This window comes from Deltaproteobacteria bacterium (assembly GCA_026388545.1).
GTDB lineage: Bacteria > Desulfobacterota > Syntrophia > Syntrophales > UBA2185 > JAPLJS01.
This window is the reverse complement of the sequence record JAPLJS010000114.1, coordinates 98844-124100: the sequence shown is the minus strand read 5'-3', so window position 1 is coordinate 124100 and position 25257 is coordinate 98844. Positions and strand designations below refer to the sequence as shown.

27 protein-coding genes and 2 pseudogenes are annotated in these 25257 nt (G+C 48.2%); 14 read left to right on the top strand and 15 right to left on the bottom strand.

Translation table 11 applies throughout. The annotated features are described in order from the left end of the window. Window positions 1-249 precede the first annotated feature (249 nt). The 12 genes from gspE (at window position 250) to NTW12_14565 (ending at window position 12397) form a co-directional block, all read left to right on the top strand. Window positions 250-1773: a type II secretion system ATPase GspE gene (gspE, locus tag NTW12_14620; protein ID MCX5847563.1), complete on the top strand. Its 1524-nt coding sequence runs from the start codon at window positions 250-252 to the stop codon at window positions 1771-1773. Continuing rightward, on the top strand, window positions 1774-2970 hold the full coding sequence (locus NTW12_14615) for a type II secretion system F family protein (protein MCX5847562.1): 1197 nt from the start codon (window positions 1774-1776) through the stop codon (window positions 2968-2970). Window positions 2971-3036: 66 nt separating this feature from the next. Continuing rightward, window positions 3037-3483: a prepilin-type N-terminal cleavage/methylation domain-containing protein gene (locus NTW12_14610; protein ID MCX5847561.1), complete on the top strand. Its 447-nt coding sequence runs from the start codon at window positions 3037-3039 to the stop codon at window positions 3481-3483. Window positions 3484-3503: 20 nt separating this feature from the next. Continuing rightward, window positions 3504-3950: a prepilin-type N-terminal cleavage/methylation domain-containing protein gene (locus tag NTW12_14605; protein MCX5847560.1), complete on the top strand. Its 447-nt coding sequence runs from the start codon at window positions 3504-3506 to the stop codon at window positions 3948-3950. 68 nt (window positions 3951-4018) lie between these two features. After that, a complete protein-coding gene (locus tag NTW12_14600; protein ID MCX5847559.1) occupies window positions 4019-4696 on the top strand; it encodes a prepilin-type N-terminal cleavage/methylation domain-containing protein in 678 nt (225 codons plus the stop codon). Between the two features lie 209 nt (window positions 4697-4905). Next, a complete protein-coding gene (locus NTW12_14595; protein MCX5847558.1) occupies window positions 4906-5274 on the top strand; it encodes a DUF559 domain-containing protein in 369 nt (122 codons plus the stop codon). A 137-nt stretch (window positions 5275-5411) separates the two neighbouring features. Then, on the top strand, window positions 5412-6380 hold the full coding sequence (locus NTW12_14590) for a type II secretion system protein GspK (protein MCX5847557.1): 969 nt from the start codon (window positions 5412-5414) through the stop codon (window positions 6378-6380). Continuing rightward, window positions 6377-7915 carry a PilN domain-containing protein gene (locus NTW12_14585; protein ID MCX5847556.1) on the top strand — a complete coding sequence of 513 codons (1539 nt, stop codon included), beginning with the start codon at window positions 6377-6379 and terminating at the stop codon, window positions 7913-7915. The genes NTW12_14590 and NTW12_14585 overlap by 4 nt, the downstream gene beginning before the upstream one ends. Further along, the gene (gene gspM / locus NTW12_14580) at window positions 7899-8453 is read left to right on the top strand and encodes a type II secretion system protein GspM (GenBank protein MCX5847555.1); all 555 of its coding nucleotides are present in this window, start codon (window positions 7899-7901) and stop codon (window positions 8451-8453) included. Before NTW12_14585 ends, gspM begins: the two co-directional genes overlap by 17 nt. A 1-nt stretch (window position 8454) precedes the next feature. After that, window positions 8455-9204, top strand: coding sequence for a hypothetical protein (locus NTW12_14575; GenBank protein ID MCX5847554.1), 750 nt, complete (start codon window positions 8455-8457; stop codon window positions 9202-9204). 38 nt (window positions 9205-9242) lie between these two features. Continuing rightward, window positions 9243-11747, top strand: coding sequence for a PAS domain S-box protein (locus tag NTW12_14570; protein ID MCX5847553.1), 2505 nt, complete (start codon window positions 9243-9245; stop codon window positions 11745-11747). Continuing rightward, on the top strand, window positions 11744-12397 hold the full coding sequence (locus NTW12_14565; GenBank protein ID MCX5847552.1) for a response regulator transcription factor: 654 nt from the start codon (window positions 11744-11746) through the stop codon (window positions 12395-12397). The genes NTW12_14570 and NTW12_14565 overlap by 4 nt, the downstream gene beginning before the upstream one ends. Before the next feature lie 42 nt (window positions 12398-12439). On the opposite strand, the gene NTW12_14560 is transcribed toward NTW12_14565, so the two are convergent. From NTW12_14560 to NTW12_14520, 9 genes are all read right to left on the bottom strand, one after another. Next, window positions 12440-12916, bottom strand: a complete 477-nt coding sequence (locus NTW12_14560; protein ID MCX5847551.1) for a nitrous oxide reductase accessory protein NosL — start codon at window positions 12914-12916, stop codon at window positions 12440-12442. A gap of 19 nt (window positions 12917-12935) precedes the next feature. After that, window positions 12936-13466: a nitrous oxide reductase accessory protein NosL gene (locus NTW12_14555; protein ID MCX5847550.1), complete on the bottom strand. Its 531-nt coding sequence runs from the start codon at window positions 13464-13466 to the stop codon at window positions 12936-12938. 169 nt (window positions 13467-13635) lie between these two features. After that, complete coding sequence (locus NTW12_14550) at window positions 13636-14382, bottom strand: ABC transporter ATP-binding protein (GenBank protein MCX5847549.1); 747 nt, start codon at window positions 14380-14382, stop codon at window positions 13636-13638. Then, complete coding sequence (locus NTW12_14545) at window positions 14379-15572, bottom strand: ABC transporter permease (protein ID MCX5847548.1); 1194 nt, start codon at window positions 15570-15572, stop codon at window positions 14379-14381. The genes NTW12_14550 and NTW12_14545 overlap by 4 nt, the downstream gene beginning before the upstream one ends. A 23-nt stretch (window positions 15573-15595) precedes the next feature. Further along, window positions 15596-16237: a hypothetical protein gene (locus NTW12_14540; protein ID MCX5847547.1), complete on the bottom strand. Its 642-nt coding sequence runs from the start codon at window positions 16235-16237 to the stop codon at window positions 15596-15598. A 26-nt stretch (window positions 16238-16263) separates the two neighbouring features. Further along, the gene (locus tag NTW12_14535; protein MCX5847546.1) at window positions 16264-17265 is read right to left on the bottom strand and encodes a hypothetical protein; all 1002 of its coding nucleotides are present in this window, start codon (window positions 17263-17265) and stop codon (window positions 16264-16266) included. After that, window positions 17258-17743 (bottom strand): hypothetical protein, encoded by a 486-nt coding sequence (locus tag NTW12_14530; protein MCX5847545.1) that lies wholly within the window; start codon window positions 17741-17743, stop codon window positions 17258-17260. Before NTW12_14530 ends, NTW12_14535 begins: the two co-directional genes overlap by 8 nt. A gap of 244 nt (window positions 17744-17987) precedes the next feature. Next, complete coding sequence (locus NTW12_14525) at window positions 17988-18128, bottom strand: hypothetical protein (GenBank protein ID MCX5847544.1); 141 nt, start codon at window positions 18126-18128, stop codon at window positions 17988-17990. Further along, on the bottom strand, window positions 18070-18309 hold the full coding sequence (locus NTW12_14520; protein ID MCX5847543.1) for a CDGSH iron-sulfur domain-containing protein: 240 nt from the start codon (window positions 18307-18309) through the stop codon (window positions 18070-18072). The genes NTW12_14525 and NTW12_14520 overlap by 59 nt, the downstream gene beginning before the upstream one ends. 477 nt (window positions 18310-18786) lie before the next feature. Between NTW12_14520 and gspG the strand changes: the two genes are divergently transcribed. Together gspG and NTW12_14510 are read left to right on the top strand one after the other, a co-directional pair. Further along, window positions 18787-19218 carry a type II secretion system major pseudopilin GspG gene (gene gspG / locus NTW12_14515; GenBank protein MCX5847542.1) on the top strand — a complete coding sequence of 144 codons (432 nt, stop codon included), beginning with the start codon at window positions 18787-18789 and terminating at the stop codon, window positions 19216-19218. 121 nt (window positions 19219-19339) lie between these two features. Beyond that, on the top strand, window positions 19340-21493 hold the full coding sequence (locus NTW12_14510) for a hypothetical protein (protein MCX5847541.1): 2154 nt from the start codon (window positions 19340-19342) through the stop codon (window positions 21491-21493). A gap of 3 nt (window positions 21494-21496) precedes the next feature. On the opposite strand, the gene NTW12_14505 is transcribed toward NTW12_14510, so the two are convergent. The 6 genes and pseudogenes from NTW12_14505 to NTW12_14480 all read right to left on the bottom strand — a co-directional run bounded on the left by NTW12_14505 (window position 21497) and on the right by NTW12_14480 (window position 25226). Beyond that, complete coding sequence (locus NTW12_14505) at window positions 21497-22174, bottom strand: transglycosylase SLT domain-containing protein (protein MCX5847540.1); 678 nt, start codon at window positions 22172-22174, stop codon at window positions 21497-21499. 143 nt (window positions 22175-22317) lie between these two features. Continuing rightward, on the bottom strand, window positions 22318-23016 hold the full coding sequence (locus NTW12_14500) for an FKBP-type peptidyl-prolyl cis-trans isomerase (protein ID MCX5847539.1): 699 nt from the start codon (window positions 23014-23016) through the stop codon (window positions 22318-22320). Between the two features lie 852 nt (window positions 23017-23868). Then, window positions 23869-24378 carry a nucleotidyltransferase gene (locus NTW12_14495; protein MCX5847538.1) on the bottom strand — a complete coding sequence of 170 codons (510 nt, stop codon included), beginning with the start codon at window positions 24376-24378 and terminating at the stop codon, window positions 23869-23871. Next, a complete protein-coding gene (locus NTW12_14490) occupies window positions 24375-24545 on the bottom strand; it encodes a hypothetical protein (protein MCX5847537.1) in 171 nt (56 codons plus the stop codon). The genes NTW12_14495 and NTW12_14490 overlap by 4 nt, the downstream gene beginning before the upstream one ends. Before the next feature lie 109 nt (window positions 24546-24654). After that, window positions 24655-24846: pseudogene (locus NTW12_14485) on the bottom strand (type II toxin-antitoxin system RelE/ParE family toxin). Between the two features lie 17 nt (window positions 24847-24863). Next, window positions 24864-25226: pseudogene (locus tag NTW12_14480) on the bottom strand (NAD-dependent epimerase/dehydratase family protein). Window positions 25227-25257 lie beyond the last annotated feature (31 nt).

Sequence of the window (25257 nt, the reverse complement as noted above, 5' to 3'; positions counted from 1 at the left end):
TTGTTCAGAAATGGTTTCCCCTCTTCGGGAATGTTTTTCAGCCATTCCCTGATTGATAATTAAGAGATTTGCCCGTTTGGATCAAGTTTATTCCCTATAGAAAACAAGCCGGGGAAATGTAACAATTTGATAAGCAGGAGGGTGTCAATATTCCTGAGGCATAATGAGGTACGGGGTCAGTTGCTCTCCATGACATTATGTGAAGATTTTCTTAGATTTTAGTTCAGGAACAGCTATGAGGAATACACTATGAGTCAGGCTGCACGGGCCATCAAAATCGAAGATCTCCCCAAGGTTCCCATTGTGCTCGATGGTGTGTCTTCAAGATTCATCCGTGAAAACCGGATCATCCCCCTGGAGATGAAAAATAACCAGATCAAGGTTCTCATGGCCGATCCGGGAAACAGGGAAGTTGTCGATGCCCTTCGGGTCGCCCTGTCTGCCGATATACAGGTATACAGCGGGGACGGGAAGATGATCGACGATTACATTTCCCGTTACTATAGCCAGGAGACACAGGATATCAATAAGATCATCGAGAATATCGACGAGAATGGACTCGGGTTCGCCAGTGAAGAAGGGGAGGATGTCGGGCATCTGAAAGATCTGGCGTCGGAAGCTCCCATCATCAGGCTCGTCAATGTGCTTATCAGCAGGGCAGTAGAAAGCAGAGCCAGCGACATCCACATAGAACCCTTCGAAGATGGTTTAAAAGTTCGCTACCGTATTGACGGCGTTCTCCACAATATCGAGACCTTCGCCAAAAAACTTCAGGCGGCTCTCGTTTCACGGATCAAGATCATGGCGAAACTGAACATTGCCGAGAGGAGGCTTCCCCAGGACGGCCGCATCCGGCTTAAAGTGGGCGAGAAGGAAATCGACCTCCGCGTATCGAGTATCCCCATCATTTACGGTGAAAGTGTGGTCATGAGGATCCTCGACAAGGAAGGGATCGTCATTGATCTGGATCAACTGGGATTCTCCGAAGATATCCTCTTGCCGTTCCAAAAACTCATCAATAAACCTAACGGTATCATCCTCGTCACCGGTCCCACGGGGAGCGGGAAAACCACTACCCTTTACGGCGCCCTGGACAAGATCAATTTGCCGGATAGAAAAATCATCACGGTCGAGGACCCTGTTGAGTATCAGCTCAAAGGCGTGAACCAGATTCAGGTGAAACCCCAGATCGGCCTCAGTTTTGCGAACACCCTTCGCCATATTGTCCGTCAGGATCCCGACGTGATTATGATCGGTGAGATCCGGGACCTGGAAACAGCGGAGATTGCCGTGCAGTCGGCCCTCACAGGGCACCTGGTCTTTTCGACACTTCATACGAATGATGCCCCAAGCGCCATTACAAGACTCCTCGATATTGGTGTGGAGAGTTTTCTCCTGTCTTCCACTATCAGGGGAATCCTGGCACAGAGGCTGGTCAGGATCATATGTCCGTACTGCAAGGAAAAAGATACTTCAGTGATTAGCCTGGAAGAACTGGCCCCTTTTGATATCGGCGCTGAAGTTGATCTCTACCGGGGGAGAGGGTGTGAAAAATGTACTTTCACAGGCTACTTAGGCAGAACAGGTGTCTTCGAACTGCTTGTCGTTGATGACGACATCCGCAGGCTGATACTCCGGCACACGGATGCAAACGAGCTCAGAAATATGGCGAGAAAGCTCGGTATGAAGACCCTTCTTGAGGACGGCGCTGCAAAGGTCAGGAATGGCCTGACAACCTTAAGCGAAGTATTTCGGGTGACACAGGAGGCGTAAATGCCCATCTTTGCATACCGTTCAACTACTATGGAAGGAATCGTTGCGGAGGGCGTAATCGAAGCCGCTGATGAAAAATCTGCCATCGAAAGGCTCAAGAATACGGGGGTGATCCCCCTGGAGGTCAGGGCGCCCCGTGAGGGTGGCCTCAAAGCAAAACTAAGACTGAAAACCAGAAGATTGGACCTGGTGACTTTTACGGCCGAGCTCTCCGCTCTATTGGGGGCGGGGCTCCCCCTCGACAGATGCCTCAATATTCTGGCGGAAATATCGGAGCACCGGAAGATGAAAGAGGTTGTTCAATCCCTCCTTAAGTCCATCCGGGAAGGGGGCTCTTTTTCTGAAGCACTCCAGAAGCATCCGGAGGAATTTTCCCGGCTTTATGTCAATATGGTCAGGGCCGGTGAGGCCGGGGGATTTCTTGATGTGATCCTGGAGCGCCTCAATGAATTCCTCGAATCATCGAAAGAATTGAAAGATCATGTGTTTTCCGCCATGATCTATCCCACAATACTCTTCATCACCGGCGGGCTTTCCATTATTCTTCTCCTCACTTTCGTCTTGCCCAGGTTTTCCGTAATTTTTGCCGAGCTTGGAAGTTCCCTCCCTTTGTCGACGCAGATCCTTCTTGTGGTAAGTAACGCGTTGAAGTCATACGGCTGGATTCTTCTCATTCTCATCGTTGCCGCATGGCTCGCGTTCAAAAATTACATCAGTACTGACGGGGGGAAATACAAATGGGACGCCATAAAGCTTCGACTTATGGGTGATGTTATCATAAAATTGGAAACGGCGCGTTTCTGCAGAACCCTGGGAACGCTCCTGGCCAGCGGTGTCTCTCTCCTGCAAGCCCTGAATAATGCCAAGGAAGTCATCAGCAATCAGGTCATTGCCTCGGCAATCGAAACCGTATCCAAGGGAGCAAAAGAAGGAAAGGGAATTTCCGGTCCTCTCTCTCAGGCAGGCATCTTCCCCCCCCTGGCCCTCTCTATGATCAAAGTCGGCGAGGAGACAGGGCAGCTTGAACAGATGCTGATTCGGATCGCCGTTACCTATGAAAAAAGCCTCAGGCAAGCCATCAAGCGTTTCATGGGCTTCCTGGAACCAGTCTTGATACTCATTATGGGGTTGGTCATCGGCTTTATCGTTATTTCGGTGCTTCTGGCCATATTCAGTATCACCGAGATCCCGTTCTGAGAAAGAGGGTAAGTGGGATTCAAGGATTCGAGTGAGATGTGCAGAAAGTTCAAGGATGCAAGGTTAATGCGTAAGAAAATCAGGAAGAAAAACGGTTTCACGCTTCTCGAGGTCATCATTGTAATTTTTCTCATGACCCTGATACTGGGCATGTCCACGATCTTTTTTGCCGGTTTTCTCCCTTCGGCCAGGTTCAGTGCGGCAGGAAGGGAAATGTCTGGAGTTATCCGCCACGCCCGGTCTCTGGCCCGCATGAACATGGAAAAAAAGACCGTAGTCATTGATTTAGACAGCCGGGTGTACGGCATCGAAGGCCTGATTACAAAAAGTTTCCCGCCGGAAATGAAGATTACGGTACTTGACCCGGTGTCCGGCGAGATGTACCGGGGGAAATACCCTATCGTGTTCCATCCTACCGGTGGTGTGGAAGGCGGAACAATTATCCTGTCCAGCGGCAGAAAAGTTATGAGGATAGAAACAGACCCGATTTCAGGGGCGGTGGTAATAAAATAAGGCAAAATGTAAAAGTAAAAATGCAAAATGTAAATTACATAAGGGCAAAGGGAATTGACAGAGACAGCGGTTTCACCCTTCTGGAAGTCCTCGTAGCCCTCGCCATATTGTCAATTGCTCTATCGCTGATCATACAGCTCTATTCTGCTAATTTACAATCCGTTTCCATCTCCGGCAATATGTCCTCGGCCGTAGCCTGGTCTGATGCTAAGATCAGGGAAATCCTGGCGGATCCTTCGTTGACGGAGAAAGCATGGAGAGAGATTACGGATGATGGTTACCGCATAGAAGTTTCCATAGGTGAGGTGCTGAAGGAAAGAACGGACAATCTGCCGGTCAAGATGATGGAGGTCACGCTCGTCGTCCGATGGAATGAGGGAAGGAAGGAAAGAAACATCCAATTGAAGACGGTAAAAATGATCGACAAGATAAAACCTGCGGAAAGCAGTTCCCCATCGATTGTGTAGAGGACTGTTGTAAGGGTTCAAGGGGTCAAGGGGTCGAGGATTCGAGTGAAGGGAAGAAGAAGTAAAAAATGAATAACCCGGCACATATATATGTAGCAGAGAGAGCGGGGCAACGGCGATTCGCCGTCTCCGACGGGGGCTTTACACTCCTTGAGCTCCTTATCTCCATTACCCTGCTCGTTGTGATTGTAGCCATCACAATGGGCGCCATGAGGCTGGGCTCCCGGTCAGTGGCATCCGGAGAAAGAAAGATGGATGCACAGGAGAGGTTCAGAACAGTCCTTTCTTTCATGGACGCTCAAATACAATCGCAGGTTCCTCTTACCTATGAAGAGGATGGAAAAAAGAGATACTATTTCAGTGGCGACGGGAAGACCCTCCGCTTTTCGACGAATTACTCCATCTGGGGCGGGCAGAGGGGTTACGTCATTGTTGATTACACAGTAAAGGCCGACAACACAGGGAAAGAGGTGCTCTATGCCGGTGAGCAGGTTCCGGGTATCGAAGGACGTCGTGACATCCGGCTCATTGAAGCGACGGGAATATCATTCGAATATTTTCACAAGGACCGGGCAGAGGAACAGGGAAAGTGGCTGGAAATGCTGTCCGGAGAGTCATTTATTCCTGAAAAAGTAAAGGTACATATTGTGGAAGGTACAAAAAAACTTTTTCTTGTATTCCCTGTAAGGGTTGGCGGCGAAATGATGACAGTAAAAAGTGATGTTCCCATTCCGGCAGGTCTCTAAGGTATGCAGAATATCCCGGCCCCGCCTTGATGTCAGGAAACTACATGCCCCGTGGGGCGCCACGAAGGCGGGGAACCAGGATGAATGCCTGATAGGTCCCCCTTTGCAAAAGGGGGAATAAACTTCTTGAAATGCCAAGTCCCCCTTTTTTAAAAGGGGAATAACATCAAGTCCCCCTTTCGTAAAGGGGGATTGAGGGGGATTTTTTAATGCTGCCCTTCAACAAGAAACTCAAACCATTCGCCCGGAATTTAAGAAGCAACATGACCGATGCCGAACAGCTTATCTGGTCGAAGATCAGGAGGAAACAGATAGGCGATTTACAATTCTACCGGCAGAAAAATATCGGTCATTACATCGTGGACTTTTACTGCCCAAAGGGAAAACTCATCGTGGAGATAGATGGTGGGCAACATTATGAGAATGATGGGATGAAGAAAGATCGAGCAAGGGATCGATATCTTAAGATGCGTGGATTTACTGTGCTGCGCTTTTCCGACATAGACGTGCTCAAAAACATTGATGGAGTAGTTGAAAGAATCCATGAACATTTAAAATCCCCCCTGACCCCCCTTTAAAAAAGGGGGGAACTGGGGATCAACCTTTAGAAAAGGGGGGAATACATGGAATCTACTTTCTAAAGGGAGGGATACGTGGAATCTATTTTTGTAGTAAATAACGAAATGAAAATGAAAGAAGGCGGAACAAGAATACCATGAAAAACTCTCAGAAAGGCATCGCCCTTCTTATTGTATTGTGGGTCATGACGATCCTCATGGTGACGGTATTTTCCTTCTCCGTGATGACAAGGGCCGAAACTTATGGTACTCTGGCTTTTAAAGAGGGCATGGAGAAAAAGTTTTTAGCTGAAGCCGGGATTGAAAGGGGCATAATGGAGATTATTTACCGGTCCGTCAACCAGAATCAGACGGTGACGCTGGTGGGGAAAGAGGTGTGGAAGCTCGACAGCACTGCGTATACCGTTGACATGGGAGGAAGCGGCGCCATTGTGCGAGTCATCGATGAATCGGGAAAAATATCGCTGAACAGCCTGACCGATACCTCCGGCATCATTGTGAAAAATCTCCTGATCAACCAGGGTGTATCGCCTGAAAACGCAGATATCATCGTCGATTCCATCCTGGACTGGAAGGATGCCGATGACCTGCACCGCCTCCACGGGGCCGAAAGTGATTATTACCTGTCGCTCCCGAACCCTTACAAGGCAAGAAATGCCCCCTTCGAGACCCTGGAGATGCTGATTCTTGTCAAGGGCGTCACCCCTGAAATTCTCTATGGTACGGATAAGAAGAAAGGGATTATTCATTTCCTGACACTCTACATTACTATGAGCCAGATAAATATCAATGCGGCGCCAAAAGAAATCCTGGCGGCCCTTCCGGGGATGACTGCCGAAATGGCAGACCGGATCATGGAATTAAGGGCATCATCAGAGATCCGGGGGGGTGAGGATATCAAGGATATAATCGGCAGCAGTTACTCCCAGACGGCGCCCACTATGAGCTTCGCTCCGGGGAGCACATCGGGGGCATACACCGTGGAGTCTACCGGTTATAAGGGTGATCAGAAAAAGGGTTATTCCATCCTCGCGACGATAACCTTCGACAGTCTGCAGCAGTATAGATATGTTTACTACAAGTGCCCCGTGGAAATTGTACAATGAAGACCGCTGAAGTGATGAGGAAAACCACATTTTTTATTACGGACACAGTGGCAAAAATGTCCAAATGGGGCGAGCCCTTGTGGAAGGTACTCTCCTTCAGTATCGCCGATGACCGTATTGCGCCCAGGCAATGTCTGTCTGTTCTGATTGAAAGAGGCGGCATTTCTGTTGCGTACGGTTCCCGGTTATTTTCCCGAATGAAAATCCGGGGAATCAGGAGATACTTCTTTGAGGAAGGAAAGTATCCGACACCGGAAAGCCTCTCCTCTGCTGTGGCGCTGGCGGTAAACGATCTCAAGGCTGCCAGGGCTCAAGTCCTGCTCATCATCCCCAAGGCCTGGGCCATTATGAAGACTGCCGAGTTGCCTCTCACCGTCAAAGACAACCTCTCCGATGTCATTTCCTTTGAACTGGACAGGCTGACCCCACTCTCCTCCGAAAGGGCTTTCTATGACTTCCGGATTATCGCAGAGGATGAAAACCGCCTTCAGATCATGCTCGCGGCGATGAAGACCGATGTACTTCAGCCCTATGTGGAGGCCCTCAGGGAAAAAGGTATTACCGTCAGTCGGGTTGTTGTCAGCCTCTCAGCAATAGGCACGCTCAGCCATTACGTTCATAGGAGAGGGAATACCATCTTTGTGGAAATCCATTCCAATGGATACGAGGGCGGGCTCATCCACAACGGTAAACTGAAGACCTCTTTCACGGGAAATTTTGAGCCAGGGGACGAGCAATCAATAATCAATTCTCTCATTGAAGAGATCAATTCACTTGTCGGAATGGTGAAAGAAAAAGGGGAGGTACCTGAGGTATTCGTCAATAATCAAGTGTCCGGAAAATGGAAGACCATTCTTCAGGAAAGGATAAGCGTACCGGTCAGGTTCATCGGGGAGATGGATCTCAAGCTTCAATTATTGAATAGGGGAAACGTGACGGAGGTTCCCTATACTGCCATAGGGGGAGTTTTGGAGTCCCTGTGGTACAACGCAGAGGGAATGAACCTCCTTGACAAAGGTATTCATAAACCTCAAAAGACCCCCTTCGCTGCAACGATTGTCTTACTTTCCATTCTTGCCGCATTGTGCGTGTTCTGGCTCACATCTCCTCTTCAGATCGAGGAAAAGAAGATCGAAGCCATCGACCGGGAAATTATGGCTCGCAAAGACGAGGTTAAAAAGGCCGAGGCCCTGAAAAAGGATTTGGAAGGGGTAGAAAAAGAGATATACACGATCAATTCTTTCAAGTCATCCCGGCCCATGGTGCTGAACCTGCTCAAGGAAATGACCAGGGTTTTGCCGAAGAACACCTGGCTTTCCAGACTCAGAATTACCGATTCGACCGTAGAAATAGAAGGTTATTCTGCCTCAGCAACAGAAATACTGCCGAAGCTGGAGGCTTCCGGGTATTTCAAAAAAGCAGAGTTTTCATCTCCTACCTTCAGAGATACCAGAATAAATGCAGACCGGTTCATCATTAAAATGGAAATTGAAACTTCACCGGAGGAAAAGGCAAGGAATGAAAAAAAAGAGTAAGATTCTTGTTGTCGCCATCCCTCTCATGATCATCCTCCTCGGTGCTGTCATATACCAATATGGTTATTTGAGAGCCCAGACGGAATTGACCGCCATGGAAGACACAAGGTCTGTCAAGTCGAAGACCCTTGAGAAATATATAACTCTGATTGCCGATAAACCCCGAATCGAAGAGAAATTGAACGCTCTGAGGGAGACCAGAAAGGCTGAAAATTCCAAAATGATCGAGGGGCAGACCCCCTCCCTCGCAGCCGCTGCCCTTCAGAATACCATCAAGGTTATGATCACCGCGAGGGGAGGAACCATCTCCAGCGAGAGGGCAGAAAAACCGGAGGATACCGGAAAGTTCAAAATGATTACCGTCACGATTGATGCGGTGCTTCCCGATACGAGGGCCCTCGGCGACACCCTGTACGCCATTGAGACACAAACCCCTTATCTTGTTGTTCGGGAGCTGGACACAAGAATAAGGAATTTCAGGGAACCGAGGGATTTGATAGTGAAACTGAAAGTGTCGGGACTGACAGGAGGGAAATGACATGGCCGGGATGAAATATCTTTTTCAAAGTATGAATGTTCTGAACGGCCTGCTGACAGTTGCCGTTGCAACAGTCGCGTATTTTACCGTGATCCCTTTTCTGAATCCGGATATTCAGATGTCCCTCCCTGCAGCGAAGGAGACAGTTGAGCGGTCCGGAGAAAAACCCGCACTGCCGCAGAATTATTCTCCTGTCGATTATGCCGTAATCAGCGAACAAAATCTTTTTCACCCTGAAAGAAAGATTCCGCCGGAGAAGAAAGACGAAAAAGCAATACCGAGACCGGAAGTCATCCTTCACGGAACTCTGATCATGGACGATATGAGTATCGCGTTCATCGAAAACAAGAAAGCGCCTTACTCAACACCGGGGAGAGGGGAAAGGCAAATCGCCCTTAAAAAAGGGGATAACCTCAACGGTTACATCCTCCGAGAGGTAGAGGCAAACCGCATTGTCCTGGTCAAAGGGGAGGATAAAATCGTGGTGATGCTGAACGATGGGGAAAAAAGAAAAGCCGGCGCAGCCCCCGCTCCGCAGGCAACTTCCACATTGCCGTCAGGTGGCTCTCAGCCTGCTATTGTCCCTTCATCTCTTCCGGCGGCGCCATCCCTTCCACAGGCGGCAACTTCTCCTGCACCGGGGGTTGTAGTTCCCGGTAGAACGCCGACATCGAGGAGAGAGGCGCTGTTAATGAGGAGCAAAGAGGGACAACAAATGCGGAGAGAGGCACTGCGAATGCAACAACCTTAAACCTCCGCCTTGGAAAATAATCAAAATGGGTTTGAACAATGGAAACAAGACGATCTAACGAACTCCGCGGAAAGACAGAAGCAAAGCTTATTTCCCGGAAGAAGACATCACAAAAGAAACCTGATGAAGATATCCACAAGCATGTCCATGAATTGCAGGTTTACCGGATTGAACTCGAAAAGCAGAACGAAGAGCTGAGCCGGATGTACGAAAGATTTAACCTGGCTGTCGATGCTGCTAACATTGGAGTCTGGGACTGGGACATCCAGAAGAATGAGTTGATCTGGGATGATCGGATGTATGGGCTCTATGGCATCAGCAAGGAAGACTTTTCTGGCGCATATGAGGCCTGGCTCAAAGGAGTCCACCCTGATGACCGTGCCGCTAGTCATGAGATTTCAAAGCAGGCATTGCGCGGTGAGAAAGAATACAATACCGAGTTTCGGATCCTTTGGCCGGATGGCACTATAAGGATTCTTAAGGCTCATGGATTGGTTATTCGGGATTCAGAGGGCAGGCCCCTGCGCATGACAGGGATCAATTATGACATAACCGAACGCAAATGGGCTGAGGACGAAATCCGCAAGCTAAACGAAGAACTGGATCAACGAGTGCAGGAGCGGACACGGGAGCTGGATAAGGTAAAAGATAAGGTCAAACAAGAAACCACTGAAAGGATATCTATTGAGGGGTCATTAAAAAAGAGCGAGACACTCCTGCAGAAAATAATGGAAAATCTGCCAGTCGGTGTCTTGATAGTAGACCACAATGGGAAAATCATCTCGGGAAATCGTGCAAGTCAGGAAATCTGGGGCGGAGCCAGGTATGTGGATATCGAGCGCTACGGCGAGTATAAGTGTTGGTGGATTGACACGGGAAAGCTGATAAAACCACATGAGTGGAGAGCAGCGAGGGCTGTAACGAAAGGGGAGATCTCCCTCAATGAAGAGATCGAAATTGAGTGTTTTGACGGGTCCCACAAATTTATTCTTCACTCAGCGGTGCCTCTGATCAATGAAGAGGGCAACGTTACAGGCGCCATAGTCGTCAACCAGGATATAACGGAGCTCAAGCGGGCCGAACGGAAGCGTCTCGATGATGCCCTCTATGCCCGCAGTCTCATCGAGGCTAGCCTCGACCCCCTTGTGACGATCAGTTCTGACGGCAAGATCATGGACGTTAACAAAGCGACAGAGAACGCAACAGGTCTGTCCCGTGAACGATTGATCGGTAGCGATTTTGCTGATTATTTCACAGAACCGGACATGGCGCGGAAGGGATACCAGGAGGTTTTCTCAAAAGGTTTTGTCCGCGATTATCCGCTGGCTATCCGGAATGTTTCGGGAAGGGTGATGGAGGTGCTTTACAATGCATCGTTGTACCGAAACGAGTCAGGGGACATCAAGGGTATCTTAGCCGCCGCCCGCGACATGACAGACCATATAAAAATGGAAGAGGCCATTCATGAATCGGAGACTCTATACCACCAGTTCTTTCAAAACAGCGTAGCCGGAAGTTTTCGCACCATTTATAATCCGTCCACCAGAGATGCCCGGCGTATCGACTGCAACGAAGCCCACGCGAGGATGCTGGGCTACGACAGGCGGGAAGATGCGTCAGGCCTCGATATAAAAGATATTTTCTCTTCTGGTCACGAGTTTAAAAATTATATCCATGATCTTCTGGAAAAGAAAATCCTCAGAAATTATAAGCTTTCTCTCCAGCACAAGGATGGAAAACGCATATGGGTCCTCTTAAATGCAAGTGCCCGTAAATATAAGGGTGATCTGATAATGATTGAGGGAACCATGGTCGATATTTCCGAGCTGGTGGATGCGGAAAAGAATCTCAAAGATATCAATGAACAGCTTGGATTGCTTACGACGGAACTAATTATGACGGAGGAGCGGGAACGGCGGAAAATCTCTATTGATCTCCATGACAATATCGGGCAAACCCTGGCCCTGACCAAAATCAAATTGGAATCCCTAAAGCAGCTGGCTTCAAAGCATGAATTCACGATCATCCTGGATCAAATCGGGGATCTCGTCAACCAATCCATTCAACAGGCAAGGTCGCTGATGACAGAACTCAGTCCTTCCATTCTCTATGAGCTTGGATTCACCGAAGCCATCGATTGGCTGAGCGAACAGATGGAGGCCGACTACGGTCTTCAGATTATCCTGAATGATGATCTTAAAAAGCGCGATATCGATGAAGAAGTTCAGGTGCTCCTCTATAGGGCCGTGAGAGAACTGCTCCTGAATGTTGTCAAACATGCGAGGGCAAGCACAGCTTATCTCACTCTTCAGACGGCAGGCAAAAACATCCGGATTACCGTTAAAGATAAAGGGATTGGCTTTGATATCTCCACTATCGATGAGACAACAAAAGAAACCGGGGGTTTTGGTCTTCTCAGCATAAAGGAGCGCATTAAACATATCGGTGGCCTCGTAGAGATCAGAAGCGGCAGGGGATATGGTACCTGTGTCACACTCGTGGCGCCACGGAAAAACCCGAAAAAAAGGAGGTATAAAAAATGACCATCAGAGTTCTTCTTGCCGATGATCACAAGATTATTCGCGATGGCCTGCGCACCCTGATAGAAAAAGAAGCAGGGATGGAGGTTGTTGCCGAAGCGGAAAACGGCAGAAAAGCAGTCAAGCTGGCTGAGAAGCTGGCGCCCAACGTCATCGTTATGGATGTAAGCATGCCGGATATGAATGGGATAGATGCCACTCGAAAAATCATGGCCGGATTGTCTAATGTAAAGGTGATTGGTCTCTCCATGCACTCGGACCGCCGGTTTGTACTCGGTATGCTGGAAGCCGGCGCATCGGGCTACCTGCTGAAGGATTGCGCCTTTAGTGAGCTTGCCACTGCCATTCGTCAGGTTACAACGGGACATACCTATCTGAGCCCAAGCATTGCAGACGTGGTTGTGAAGGGATATCTCAACAAAGTGCATACTTCTTCCCTGAAAACACATTCCATACTGAGTCCGAGGGAACGCGAAGTCCTGCAACTGATTGCGGAGGGTATGACAGCGAAGGAAATCGCCGCTCATTTATATCTGAGCATCAAGACCGTCGAAACCCATCGACGGAATATCATGGAGAAACTGAATATGTATAGCATCGCTGAGATTACGAAACACGCCATTCGAGAGGGATTGGTTACACTCGATGATTGATGTATGCACGTCAGGAAGCTCCATTCCAGTAAGATCTTGTCTTCAGGGATTATCGAGTGATGTAATCATATCTGTGCTGATATCCTTGAACCTGAGAATGTCTTTACCTTTATGCTCGCACAGGAACTTCTTCGCATCGACTTCTTTTTCAAAAGGTATGGGTTCATGACCCATTGGACCATACACATCGCTCCAAATCACAAAAAATGCCTGCAGAGCGTCGATATCCGTTTTGGAATAGTAATCCTTCACAATAATTGCAGTCACTTCTTCTTTACTTTTTGACGGATTATATTTTTTTATATCCAAGTAATACTTAAACATATCCTTGGATCCGTCAAATATTGCACGTGTTGAGTCTTTAAACGCGATCCGGGCATTCCAGTCGGCAAACATTGAAACGAACATTCCGCAGACAGGGCATTTATCTTTTGGTGGAAGAGTTGTAGTATCAGATCCCTCTGCCAATGAAACGGCAACAAGACAAAGAATGATTACCCAAGACATGACTCTTTTCATTTGACCTCCTGCCCCACTGTCAGCGAGCATCAGGTTTGTGCTCCATCATCTTCATCCGCTTCGCTTTCCTTTTTTCCCTTATCATTTTAGTGTCTGCGTACATATCTTCATAGGCCGCTTTCATTGCCTCTTCAAAGGAGGCGAGCTTCCCCTCGTTTGTCTTCACGAAGTTCTCTGCATCATCCTTTTTTTCAAAGGCCCATTTTCCCCTCTTGGACATAACCCCGGGCTTCTTACCTCCAATAACCCAAAAGGCTTTTTCTGCATCGATAAGCTGTCTTCCATTAAAATCGCCGACCTTAATCGATTTCGGCGTCTTATCGATGTTGTTTGCCAGGTCTATGGCAGCACAATGGATGCTGCATATGCCATTGACAGTTCCATCATTATATTCGATCACCATGCGGGAAAAATTGAAACTGCCCCTGTCCATACCGCAATAGCAGCATGCTTTATGAAGATTGACGTCATCATTTGTCTGGGCATAGGCCATTCCTCCGAAGATGAAACAGACAACCAATACAATACTCGGAATATACATTTTTTTCATCGTATTCCTCCTCATTTTTTATTCCTCCGGCAAGTAAACATGTCAAAGATTGTCATGCCGGACTTGATCCGGCATCCAGTCTTTTCAGTAGATTCAGGCTTTCGCCGGAATGACGGAATTTTAGATATTTTGTTGCCGGAGTAATAATATGTCGATGTATCTTAATGGCCTATTCACTACAGGCCCGCTGTTGCTCTGTTTCAATATATTTGTTTGATTCACGATCAATCTGATAAATCTGGCCATCTCGCATCTCGAACATCCGGTCTGCATACCGGGCCCATTTCTGGTTGTGTGTGACCATGATGATTGTCAATCCCACATCCCTGTTAAGCCCCTTTAGGACATTCACAATTTCTTCTGACCGTTTCGTATCCAGGTTTCCCGTAGGCTCATCGGCGAGAAGGATTTCAGGCATATTCACCATGGCCCTGGCTATGGCGACCCGCTGCATCTCACCACCCGAGATCTGGTCCGGGAGGTGGTCCAGCCGGTGGTCCAGCCCGAGGAGTTTCAATAGTTTGATCGCCTCATGCTCCGTACCGGGTTTTCGGTAGAATGTGAGCGGCAGCATGACGTTCTCCATGACGGTCAGGGTGGGGATGAGATAGAAATTCTGGAAAATATATCCGAATGTCTCCCTCCTTATTTTCGTCAGTTCCCGTTCCGAAAGACGTTTCCCGTTGCCGAAGATCGACCGGCCTCCGAGGTAAAGTTCTCCGGCCGTCGGATTGTCGAGGCAGCCCAGAAGATTGATCAGTGTGGTTTTGCCAGACCCCGATGGACCGATGATAGATACGAAATCCCCTTTGAGTATCTCGAATGAAACATTATTGACGGAAATGACTTTTTCATTTCCACGGGGATAGACCTTTGTCAGGTTTGTTGCTGTGATCGATATACCGTTTTCTCTCATCTGCCGGCCTCCCCCCTGATGGCCTCTAAGGGCCTGATCCTTCCGGCCTTCCAGGCGGGATAAACGCCGCTGAGAAGGCCGATACAAATGATTCCGGCCAACGTGACCAGTACAAGTTTCAGGTCTATGAGCACGAGACCTCCGCCGGGGGCGTAAGGCAGCAGACTGCGCATCACTATATCCGTTACGCGCGCAAGTATCAGCGCCAGAATAATACCAACGACGCCTCCCGTCGTGCAGAGGATCAGGGTCTCGATCCAGATCAATTTGAATATGTCCCAGGGCATAGCGCCGACGGTCTTCAGAATGCCGATTTCCTGGAATCTTTCCCATACCGATGTCAGGATCGTATTTATGACGCCGACCATAGCGATCAAAATAGCAATGACGGCGATCGAAAGTACCATTACCTTGGCTGTGGAAATAAGCTTCATGATGGTCTCTTTCACCTGCGCCAGGCTCACTATCTGCACATCGGGGAGCTGATACAGCTTTTCCTCGAGGGGGCCGCTGTCGACGCCCTTTTTCAATTTGATGCCTATTGTGGTAATTTCATCGGGTCTGTTAAATATCTTTTGCAGCGTCTTGAGGGGTACAAAGATGGTCCCATCATCCTGTGTGCCTGTCCTTTCCAGTATGCCCACCACCTTGAATTCGACGTTCATCTCGGGCATGAGGATCATGTCGCCTACCTCTCGCTGCTCAAGCTCGGCCGCCTCGAACCCCATGACGGTCTCATAGGAATTTTCATCGGCAAACCAGCCCCCCTGCCTGAATTTGAGAAAGGGCTTCATTTCGGCAAAGCTCTTTGGTTCTATGCCAAAGTATCCGGCTATCCCACCGCTTTCCCCTTTATTCGGATCGAAGACGGCCGACATAAGGATCGGCGTGATCTTATCTACTTCCGGCTCTTTAACGATGTCCTTCATAATGGACTCATCCATATAACGGAGCCCTGTTCCTCCCTTCAGCATCATGGTGGCCGCCTCATACGGGCATCCTTTGGCCATGATCATCAACTGAAAGCCCATGTTGTCTATGTCTTTATTGAGTGAGGCTTCGTAGCCCTGATTGAAGCCCAGCAGGCTTACAAGCACCCATGAGGAAAGGGCAATGCCGATCAGGGTAAGAAGACTGCGGATTTTTTTTCTGAGCAGGTTTTTATACGCAACCTGAAATTTTGTGATCATTTTTGAGAACCTCCCGGATAAGATTAAGGCTTGGACGAATAGACAAACTCATCCATAAGGATAAGATTCTTTTTCGTGGCCCTGAGTGCGGCCCTGAAATCTGCTTCCGCTTCAGGCGCCGGGTTCTTTATCCTATCGACCTTTCCGGATGCCTTTCCTGAAACAACATCGTAATAGTTAAAATCCTTGAGGGTCAGACCGATGAACTGCCTGCCGAATCTCGCATCGCGTAATTTCCCGGCATACTTGCTTGTCATTTTCTGTATATAAAAACCTTTTATCCGTCCTTCGAGGTCAAGCACCACGAATACCTGGATGCCCCCGAACTGGCCCTTCTGGTTTACTCCATGTATATATCCGATTTTCTTCTTATTATTGAAAATCTCATAGATTGTATAGGGCACGTCGATGGTTTCAAAAATGCCCCGGAATTTCTCCCCAAGTCGCGTTTCTACCGTCACCAGGAGCTTTTCTCCGCCCTTTTTCAAAATCGAGGTATAAACCGTCCTATACCCTGTGGATTCCGGGAAGAGCCTTGCCACATCACGGTCAGGGTCATTCAGATCGCAACCTACCGCAGCCCAGAGGGCTGTGTAGCCGGCAAGGACAAGGAAAATTGCTAATATCGTGTGCCTAATCAAAAGGGTAACCTTTGTTTTTCTCATTCTGTAAATGTCCGGTAATCTTGATTTCATATCGGTCGATAGTAATAAAGTTGCAAAAGTACCCTGTTGTCGTCAGCGTTATGATCGTAAGTATAACCTAAACGAACCGTCAAATTTGAGGTCACCTGACTTGAAAAACAGAGTGACAGTTGATAATTATTTTCTTCCCCGAACTTCCAGTATGTCGGCTGGGCCTCTATCTTAAGCCGACCTTCCTGGTCCAGGTTCACGCCGAAACGGTAAAACAAGGAATATGTATCCTTGTCGAGCCAAGTCCCGGCAAGCAGATCAAAACGGTGTTCAAGGTTATCCCTGAGGATGGTCAGGTCGGCTCCCGCAAGCCTCATCTCCCGGGGCTCCGGATCCCTCAGTGTATACCCCATTGTATCAAGCGTACTGCCATAACCCAGGGAAAAACCTAAATTGAAGTTATCCTGACTCTGCACGCCATACGAGACCCTGGCGGCCGTCATATAATTGCCCCCTTTGAAATATACAGGCATCCCTGATCCTGTCGTGACGGAGGCTGAAACATCCCCCCATGAGAAGTCTCTGTAGAGCCCGCCTCCCCAGTCACGGTCATAACCGAAACCCTGTATGGCAAGGGTCCGCAGTATGAGGCCGTGGCTGTCGAAATAGGAGGAAAGCCCAAAAGCGGGACGGTTATGTCCGACCCAGACATAAGTCCAGGGTGTCTTCGTTTTCAGATAGGCGTTATATACCTGAGGCTCTAACTTATATGCGTTCCCATTCTCATTGCTTTCAAGATCCTGTGTCAGGGCCAGACGGCCCTGAAGCGCAAAGGTAGCCCAATCTCCGGACTCGCCGGAAAATCGTTTTAAGTAATCAAAGCCCAGGCTCGGCTTCTGCATCTCCGCATCCGGGTTCATCGAGGAATAGATCTTTTTTTTAATCTCAGACGAATAACCGGCAATTCCCTGCGCTTCGAAATAGAGGAGCTGGTTCGCCGCCTGCGCCATACCGGTCATGAATATCAGGGCCACGCATATGATAACGGTTCTATACATCGAAGTTGCAGCTGCCCCTGAAAATAACTTTTCCGTCCTTTAATATAGTGAGCCTTATCTCCCAGTCACCGGGCATGACAATACTTATCGGCAGGAGATAATCCCCTCTTTTGGAAAGTTTAAATGTCCGGTTTCCTGTTTCATGGGCGCCTTTCATGGAAGGCATACCGGCATCGGCCTTAGCCTCGAAAGAGGTGTCTTTTTTGCCCTCATCGGTAAAAATCTCGACCTTCATGATTAATGTGCCCAGCTTGGGCTTCTTGTCAAAGCTGTATATCAAATAATAGCCGCTCCCGATCGGGACCTTTTTACCGGGATCGGGCATTGGAGAATAAGCCTTTGCTTGTTCTTTTCCTGAAGCGGATGCTACATCTTTTTTACTTATAGATTTTTGCCCCTTATGCCCTTGAGCATAAAGTGGTAATGGCAGAATCGAGATAATTAACAAGACTATAATAATAAAGATGCATTTTTTCATACCATACTTTCCCCTTTCATTTTAAAGTACGTTTCTTCAAAAGTCAGCATTCTCAACTTTCTTGTTTAGTTAAACATAATGGTGGTGTGCTTTACCATCAGGAATATCTTTATTTATGACTTTGAAAATCCTTATAGATTATGGCAATCAGGCGTAAGGCCCTGAGAGAAAGTGAATCTTTCGCACATTGCGTATTTCATGGGGAACCGGAAGTCGTGGAGTTCTGCAAGTATTAAGAAAGGTCTCAATCACTGAAGATATTTTCCATTTTATCTGAAGCACGAATGGCAGTGCCTGCCATAAAGGACATCATCTTCCATGATCTTCTATAGATAATTATGCGTACTGTCGCAGAACGGCGGAGCTCCAGTCCGTTTACAGCCACACCACGCTACTACTGTATCTTTAGCGATAACCGTTTCCACGGGAGTCATGGCTGTGTTGAGCTTTGCGTGTAAGCCGTTACAGAATGGCTGCGATTGAGAATGACCACAGCTGCACCAATAATATTTGCCGGCTTTCAACTCCATCAAGTAAGGTCCCTTTTGTGCTATTTTAGGTTCCATGGTTATTCCTTCCCTTGCCCTTGTAATCATGAATACAAAATTATGCAACGATTCACAATCAGGAATAACCTGATTTATACCTTCGAAAGTCCTTAATTTATAGCGGCAGGCGTGATTTCTAGTACGGGGAGGTGAGCCCTTCATGTGCCTGCAGAGGCGCAAGGCCTTTTAGTCAGGCGCCCTCTGATCGGAATAGAACCAACATTTCTCTTCGCTGTTACTTATCATCCATTCCCTGACGAATAAATAAGACATTTGGCTATGTTGATCAAGGTTACTCCCTATGGAAATATAAGCTGGGAAAATGTAAAATATTACTAAACAAATAAGCTATTTATATGATACAATATATCCATATTGAAATTTTTCGTTGCAAATAAAAGAAAAAAATATTCTTATAGGGCGGTAGATTAGAATCTCTGCTTGACTTGCATCGAATACCCGACAAAGAAATTTTCATTCACCCAAGGAATATCTATGATCCGGCGCCATATTCACTGGAAGCCCAACAAAAAAGGGTTCACGCTTGTGGAAATTCTTGTCGTCATGGTGATCATCGGTCTTATCGCCGCCCTCGTTGGACCCCGCCTTTTTCCGAAACTCGGCAAAGGCAAGCAGTCGGCAACGAAAGCGCAGATAGAACTTCTTGGTCAGACATTGGATCAGTTTCGGCTTGATGTGGGAAGGTATCCTACAACACAGGAGGGGTTAAACGCGCTCACGGTCAATCCCGGTGTCGAAAAATGGGATGGACCTTATCTCAAGAAAGAACTTCCCAATGACCCGTGGGGAAGAGCCTATAATTACCAGTGTCCCGGTACACACGGGGAATATGACCTCTTTTCTTATGGCAGGGACGGTGCTCTTGGTGGCGAGGGAGAGGACCAGGACGTAGTAAGCTGGAAATAATGAAATGCAGGTTTTAAGACTCTGGACAGAAAGAAATTTTGGGGGTATTTTGTTTACTCGACAGTCCTTCTTGATTTGGCAGACTGCATTCATTCTTTCCTTAAGTAGTGTAAGCTTACTCGTGCCTATACCCGGCACAGAAGTATGCTGTTGGGCGCAGGCGCAATCGCAAGATCAAAAGACAGATCAGACCGATGTGAAGCCAGGGCAACAGCCGTTTTCCCCTTCGCTGGAATTAATTCCTTCAAAATCTTCTGATACACAACCTTCAAAGACCCAGCCAACAACTATCTCGACGCCGCAGGGAACATTCCCGCAGCCTGCAGCAAAGATGCCTGCGGAGCCATTGAAAAATGAAGTGCCGCCGAAACAAATTAAACCGGTCAAACCCGTTGTGGGCAAGCCCCCGCAGACCGCCATGCCACCAGGTCAGCAGCCGCAACAGAGTCCACTGTTACCTCCGGGCATGAGACAGCCGCCCGCCGGGCAACCTCCTTTTCCTGCGATGCAACCTTCGGTTCCTGTGGTGCAACCTGCTCCTCCTGCGATGCAACCCGCGGCTATCCCGGTCCCCCGCAGAGGCCAGTTCATCTTGAATTTCGATGATGCTGATGTGTACACGATCATCCAGACTATCTTTGGCGAGGCGCTGAGGGTCAACTACGTGGTTGATCCACGTGTGAAAGGAAGAGTTACTTTCAGGGCCGTTGCACCCGTTCCCATGGATAATGTGCTGCCCTTGATGGAAGTCATCCTGAGGCTCAACGGCATTGGGATTGTTGAGGACAATGGTCTTTACAGGATTGTCCCAATCAGTGACATCTCCAAGGAACCTTCGCCCGTCAGTTTCGGCCGGGATCCGGAGAAGATCCTGATAACAGGAAAGTCCTTGCTTCAGGTGGTACCGATCACCTACGTCCAGTCATCAGAAGTCCTCAAACTTATTACACCCTTTTCTTCGAATAATGCCGTCCTCATTGACGTGCCGAAGGGCAATCAGATCATTATCGTGGATACCGATGCCAATGTAAAGCGTATGCTCAAACTTATCGAGATTTTTGACAACGAAAAACTCAAGCAGAGAAAACCTCAGGTATTTGTCTATCAAGTCCAGAACAGCAAGGCAAAAGATATCGCCTCGCTTTTACAGCAGATATTCCTGGGCAGTAAAACGTCTGCGCCGGAAAGGGCCTCCGCCCCTTCCAGAACAGGCTCGGCGCCTCAAGCCGCTCAATCATCACCATCTCCTTTCCCTGCGATTTCTTCACAGCCACAGGTTTCAACGATATCGACCGGCGGAGAAGCCATCGTTGCCGATTTCACGAGAATCATCCCCGATGAAATCACGAATACCGTCATAGTTCTGTCTACACCGGAAGACTATGCCGCCATCAAAAAAACTATCGAAGAGATCGATGTCATTCCGAGGCAGGTGGTTATCGAGGGCATGGTAGCTTCCGTATCGCTCACGGACAACCTCAGCTTCGGCATTTCTGCCCTTTTTAAAGGTAATGTGTTGAATCTTGACTCTAAGTTTATACTAAATCCCAATGCCCTGAATGTAGATCCGAACAAACTATCTATGACGGGATTCACTTTTATCGGCGTCGACGCTGCGGGCGCCGTGAGAGCCCTCATCACAGCCCTCGCCACCGAGGCGAAAGCCAAGGTATTGGCGGCTCCACATATACTCGTCTCGGACAACAGAGAGGCAAAGATCCAGGTCGGTCAGCAGGTCCCTCTCATGACCTCAGAAACCTATGGCACACCCGGTGTTTCCCCCCAGCGAAACTTTCAATACCGGGACATCGGTATCATTTTGAAGGTAAAACCCCGGATTAACGCGGGCGGCCTTGTTTCTCTTGAGCTTTATCAGGAAATCTCAAACTACGAGACTATCACACTTTCCGGTGAATCTCAGATTCTCCTTAACAAGACCGATGTGACAACGGATCTTGTCGTACAGGATAACCAGACGATTGTTATTGGCGGACTCATTCGGGAAGACACGTCAAAATCAAGATCAGGTATACCGCTCCTGTCCAAAATACCGATCCTCGGGTGGCTATTCGGTTATACTGAAGACGAAACAAAAAGACAGGAAATCATTATCCTGCTGACACCCCACGTGATTAAAAACCAGAAAGAGGCAAAGGACATATCCTCGGAGCTTGTTGACAAAATGTCCGAATCAAGCAAAGGTAGGATAAAGAAGGAAGAGCTAATCAAGGAAAAGCAGCAGAAACAGGAGGGTGTCAAGCCGTCGGCAAAGTGATGATCAAAATGAATGAAGAGAATAAGTCTGGCTCTCTTCCGATTGAGGCTGTTTTACCAATACAGTAGCCGTGGTCTTTGACTCTTTTTTGTATCGCTTGTAATGATCCAGGACACAGCGGACATAGGTACGGGTCTCGGCATAAGGCGGAATACCCCGGTACTTGGCAACAGCTCCTTCGCCGGCATTATAGGCAGCAAGCGCCAGCAGCAGGTCACCGTTGTAGAGACCGATCAGGGAGGAAAGGTAACGAATACCACCGTCGATATTATCCCCGGGATGGAAGGAGTCGCTCACGCCAAGAGCTATGGCTGTCTGAGGCATGAGCTGCATGAGTCCTCTGGCGCCTTTTCTCGAAACTGCTTTATGGTTGAAATTTGATTCAGCCTTGATGACAGCTTTCACCAGGGAGATATCCACACCGTATTTACCGGCCGCCCCGGCGATCAGTTCATCGTACGTCCCTAAATCACGTCCCTGTTTAAAATTATTATCCGGCCTCTCTTTGATCAAGACCTTGAACCGGGGGCCCATGAGTACATTGGTCAGATGGATGACCCCATTCTCGTCGACATACCTGTACACATCGGCAAGGGAGGAAGATGTCAGCACGAGAGAGAGGATCAGGAAGCCAAACAACACGGTGATCCCCGATATATGTTTGATGATATTTGCGAACATCCCTGACTCCCTGCCTTTTCCCGTTCTCAAGTTATTCCCATTTTGAGACTTTTGAAAAACCGAAGAATCTCTTGCGTTCATTTTCTTGGCATGAACAATTTACAATTGCAATTCCGCCCGACAGCCGCACGGCTAACCTCACATCACTTGACGGCAAGGAGTTCCAGCTCAAAGATGAGTGTCGCGTTCGGCCCGATACTGCCAGATCCCCGCTCTCCATACGCGAGCTGAGGAGGAATGAAGAGCTGCCATTTCGAACCCATAGGCATGAGCTTCAGCGCTTCCCGCCAGCCGGGGATGACCCCTGTGACCGTGAAGGTTGCGGGTTGCTTGCTGCGATCAGAGCTGTCGAATTCGGTCCCATCGATGAGGGTGCCCCGGTAGTGACACTCTACCGTGTCTGCGTCTGTCGGCTTCTTGCCATCTCCCGCCTTGAGGACTATATACTGTAGCCCGCTCGGTAGGGTCACCACGCCTACCTTCTTCTTATTCTCAGCCAGAAAGGCGTCCCCTTCTTTTTTGTTATCAGCCGCCGCTATTATCTTGGTCTGCCTCTGTTTTAACCTCAGTTCCTTCTGAAACGAGGCCATGGTTTTATGGATTTCCGCATCGGTCATGAGAAGCTTTACGCCCGAGTGTGCGTCCTTCATGCCTTTTACCACAGCATCGAGGTCGATCTCGAATCCCTGCTGCTTGAAGTTTCTCACTACACTGACTCCGATGCCGTAATTCACCTTGTCTTTTTGCGTCTTCAGAACTTGCGGCTCCTCGGCACACACCTGAGCAGTCATAAGCACGACTACCAAAAACGCCATCCACTTCAAAGTCATCTTAAATGTCATAGTTTCTCCTTACAGAATGAAATCCACCTTAGGTCAACATAAGTATTGAAAAACCTCTGAAATACTCGTCCTTCCTGCCACTCCCGCGTAGAGCCTGTGCCATAATTCTCTTTTTTGTCATTTTGCGTGAAAAGAGAAATCCTTGTCCCGACCGAAAGGAGGGATCTTGAAGATTCTTCATGTTCGTTCGGAATTACAAAGTCTGTAATTTGTATATTTACCTGCCGAATATTTAGTATTATTTATATAATGCCCACTTATTTAGTCCATCGGGGAAAGACTTGATCCTTTGTTCTAAATATCTTATTTTGGCTTCATAATATGGATTAAGCCTGACTCTTAAACGCTCACAAAGTCGCATTAGAAAATGTTTTGAGAGCTTTAAAAAAAATCCACACCCCCTTTTTACTAAAGAAGGTGTGGATTCACATTCTGAGACCTTTGCACAACCTCTGACGGTTTTTATATTCGATGCAACAGGTTTCCATCAAAAAACGTCATTATTCAAAACCTTTAACACTATGTCCGGCTTCATATTGCGCGCCCAATCCATTGCATCAGTGCAGTTAACATCTCTTGTCTTAAATAATGGTATTCCCTTTAGTTTGCAGATTGAGGAAATATGCATATAATCTGTGTTTATACCTGCATCGGGTTGTGTGATGCACCCCACCACATTACCCTCAGCTTCCAGGACAGTCGTCAGAGCATGGGAGAGATACCGCAATCGATTTCTATCTCTTTTTTAGAGATGAAATAAAGGGGGACAGCAGGAGCGGCCGCACGCCTTCAATGGGGATCGTCATCCGCTTGAGCAGCCTCGAATTGAAGTTGGGGGACAGGTCTTGAAATTTAGCGTTTTGCAGAGCTGTGGAGACCTGATTTCTCTTTTGCCTTCACAAGATATTTCAAATCTTCCTGATCCTTGGGACGGTTGATCGCCCTCTTATTCGCAATGAGTTCGTCCAATCCGATAAAATAAATGGAGACTTGCTCTCCGCGAATCTCCATGCTGGTTGTTGCCCTCCCGTGCCATGCTTCTTTGAAGGTCACACCGTCAACATGTGTAAGAATATCGATGCGATTGGGAGGAACTCCAAACTGAAAAATTACGCCTGGCTCCATTAGCGCTTCAAAACCTTCGATTCCCGGAACATCTCCCTGCCAGAATTCCTTGAGGGCCTCAAACATATTCAGTGCGTTTTTTCTTGTCGTTTCAAAAAAGAAATCCACGTCACCGGTGAGGCGAGCGTACCCGTAATAGATCACCGCTTCGCCGCCCACTATGAGGTACCTGACATGGTGTTGGTTCAGCAGCCTGATGAAATCCTGTATGTCCTTTGAGAAGTGGGACGCTTTCATTTCTTTCGACAACCTTTTTTCACATCCGGCGCATTTTTCCCATAAACCCTTATTCGAAGTTCCGATGCTGCCTTCTGTCTTTCCTCTGGACTCATTTTAATGTGCTGAAGAATATCCCATTCCTCGGCATCTTTGAAATCATTCGACTTCTTAACAATGCGTTTCATCTTGCATCTCCCTCATGCGTCACGGCAGGTTATGGGTGATGGGGGGAAAAGGGCGCAGTCCCTCATTTTCCCGGATTTATTATGGCTGTTGGCCGCTGTCCCGATTTCTCTACGCTTCCAGAAGTCTTTGCTGCAATAGCGTCTGCATGTCGCGATGTCCGTCGACAATCAGTAAGACGTACACGGTGTCGCCCGTGACCCGGTAAATCACACGGTAGGGTTTGAAAAAAATCTCCCGATACTCACGAATTCCCAATGCCGGCAGTTCTTTCGGATAGGCGCCACGCTCCGGAGATTCGGCGCAGCCTGGTGCTGTCTGCCACTAACTGCGGCGGTCGATGAATAGATGAAATTCCTGATCCCATTACAATCCATGGCATCCAGGAGATTCAGAGTGCCGACAACATTGTTGCGGTAGTATTTGAGAGGCTCCCGGACTGATTCCTCTACCTGGATCGAGGCGGCAAAGTGCATGACCGCATCCGGCCTGAAATCTCCGGTTACCGTATCCGGAAAGTCTCTATCCGCAAGATCACCCTTGACGAACCTGCCGGCTAGCACCGCCCACTCGTGCCCTGTAGAAAGATTGTCAAACACAAGAATTTCGTGTTTTTCTTCTCCGAGGGCTTTGACTACGTGAGAACCGATATACCCCGCTCCACCGGTAACGAATACGCTCATTTACCTCCTACCGTTTAACCCGTTCAATGGT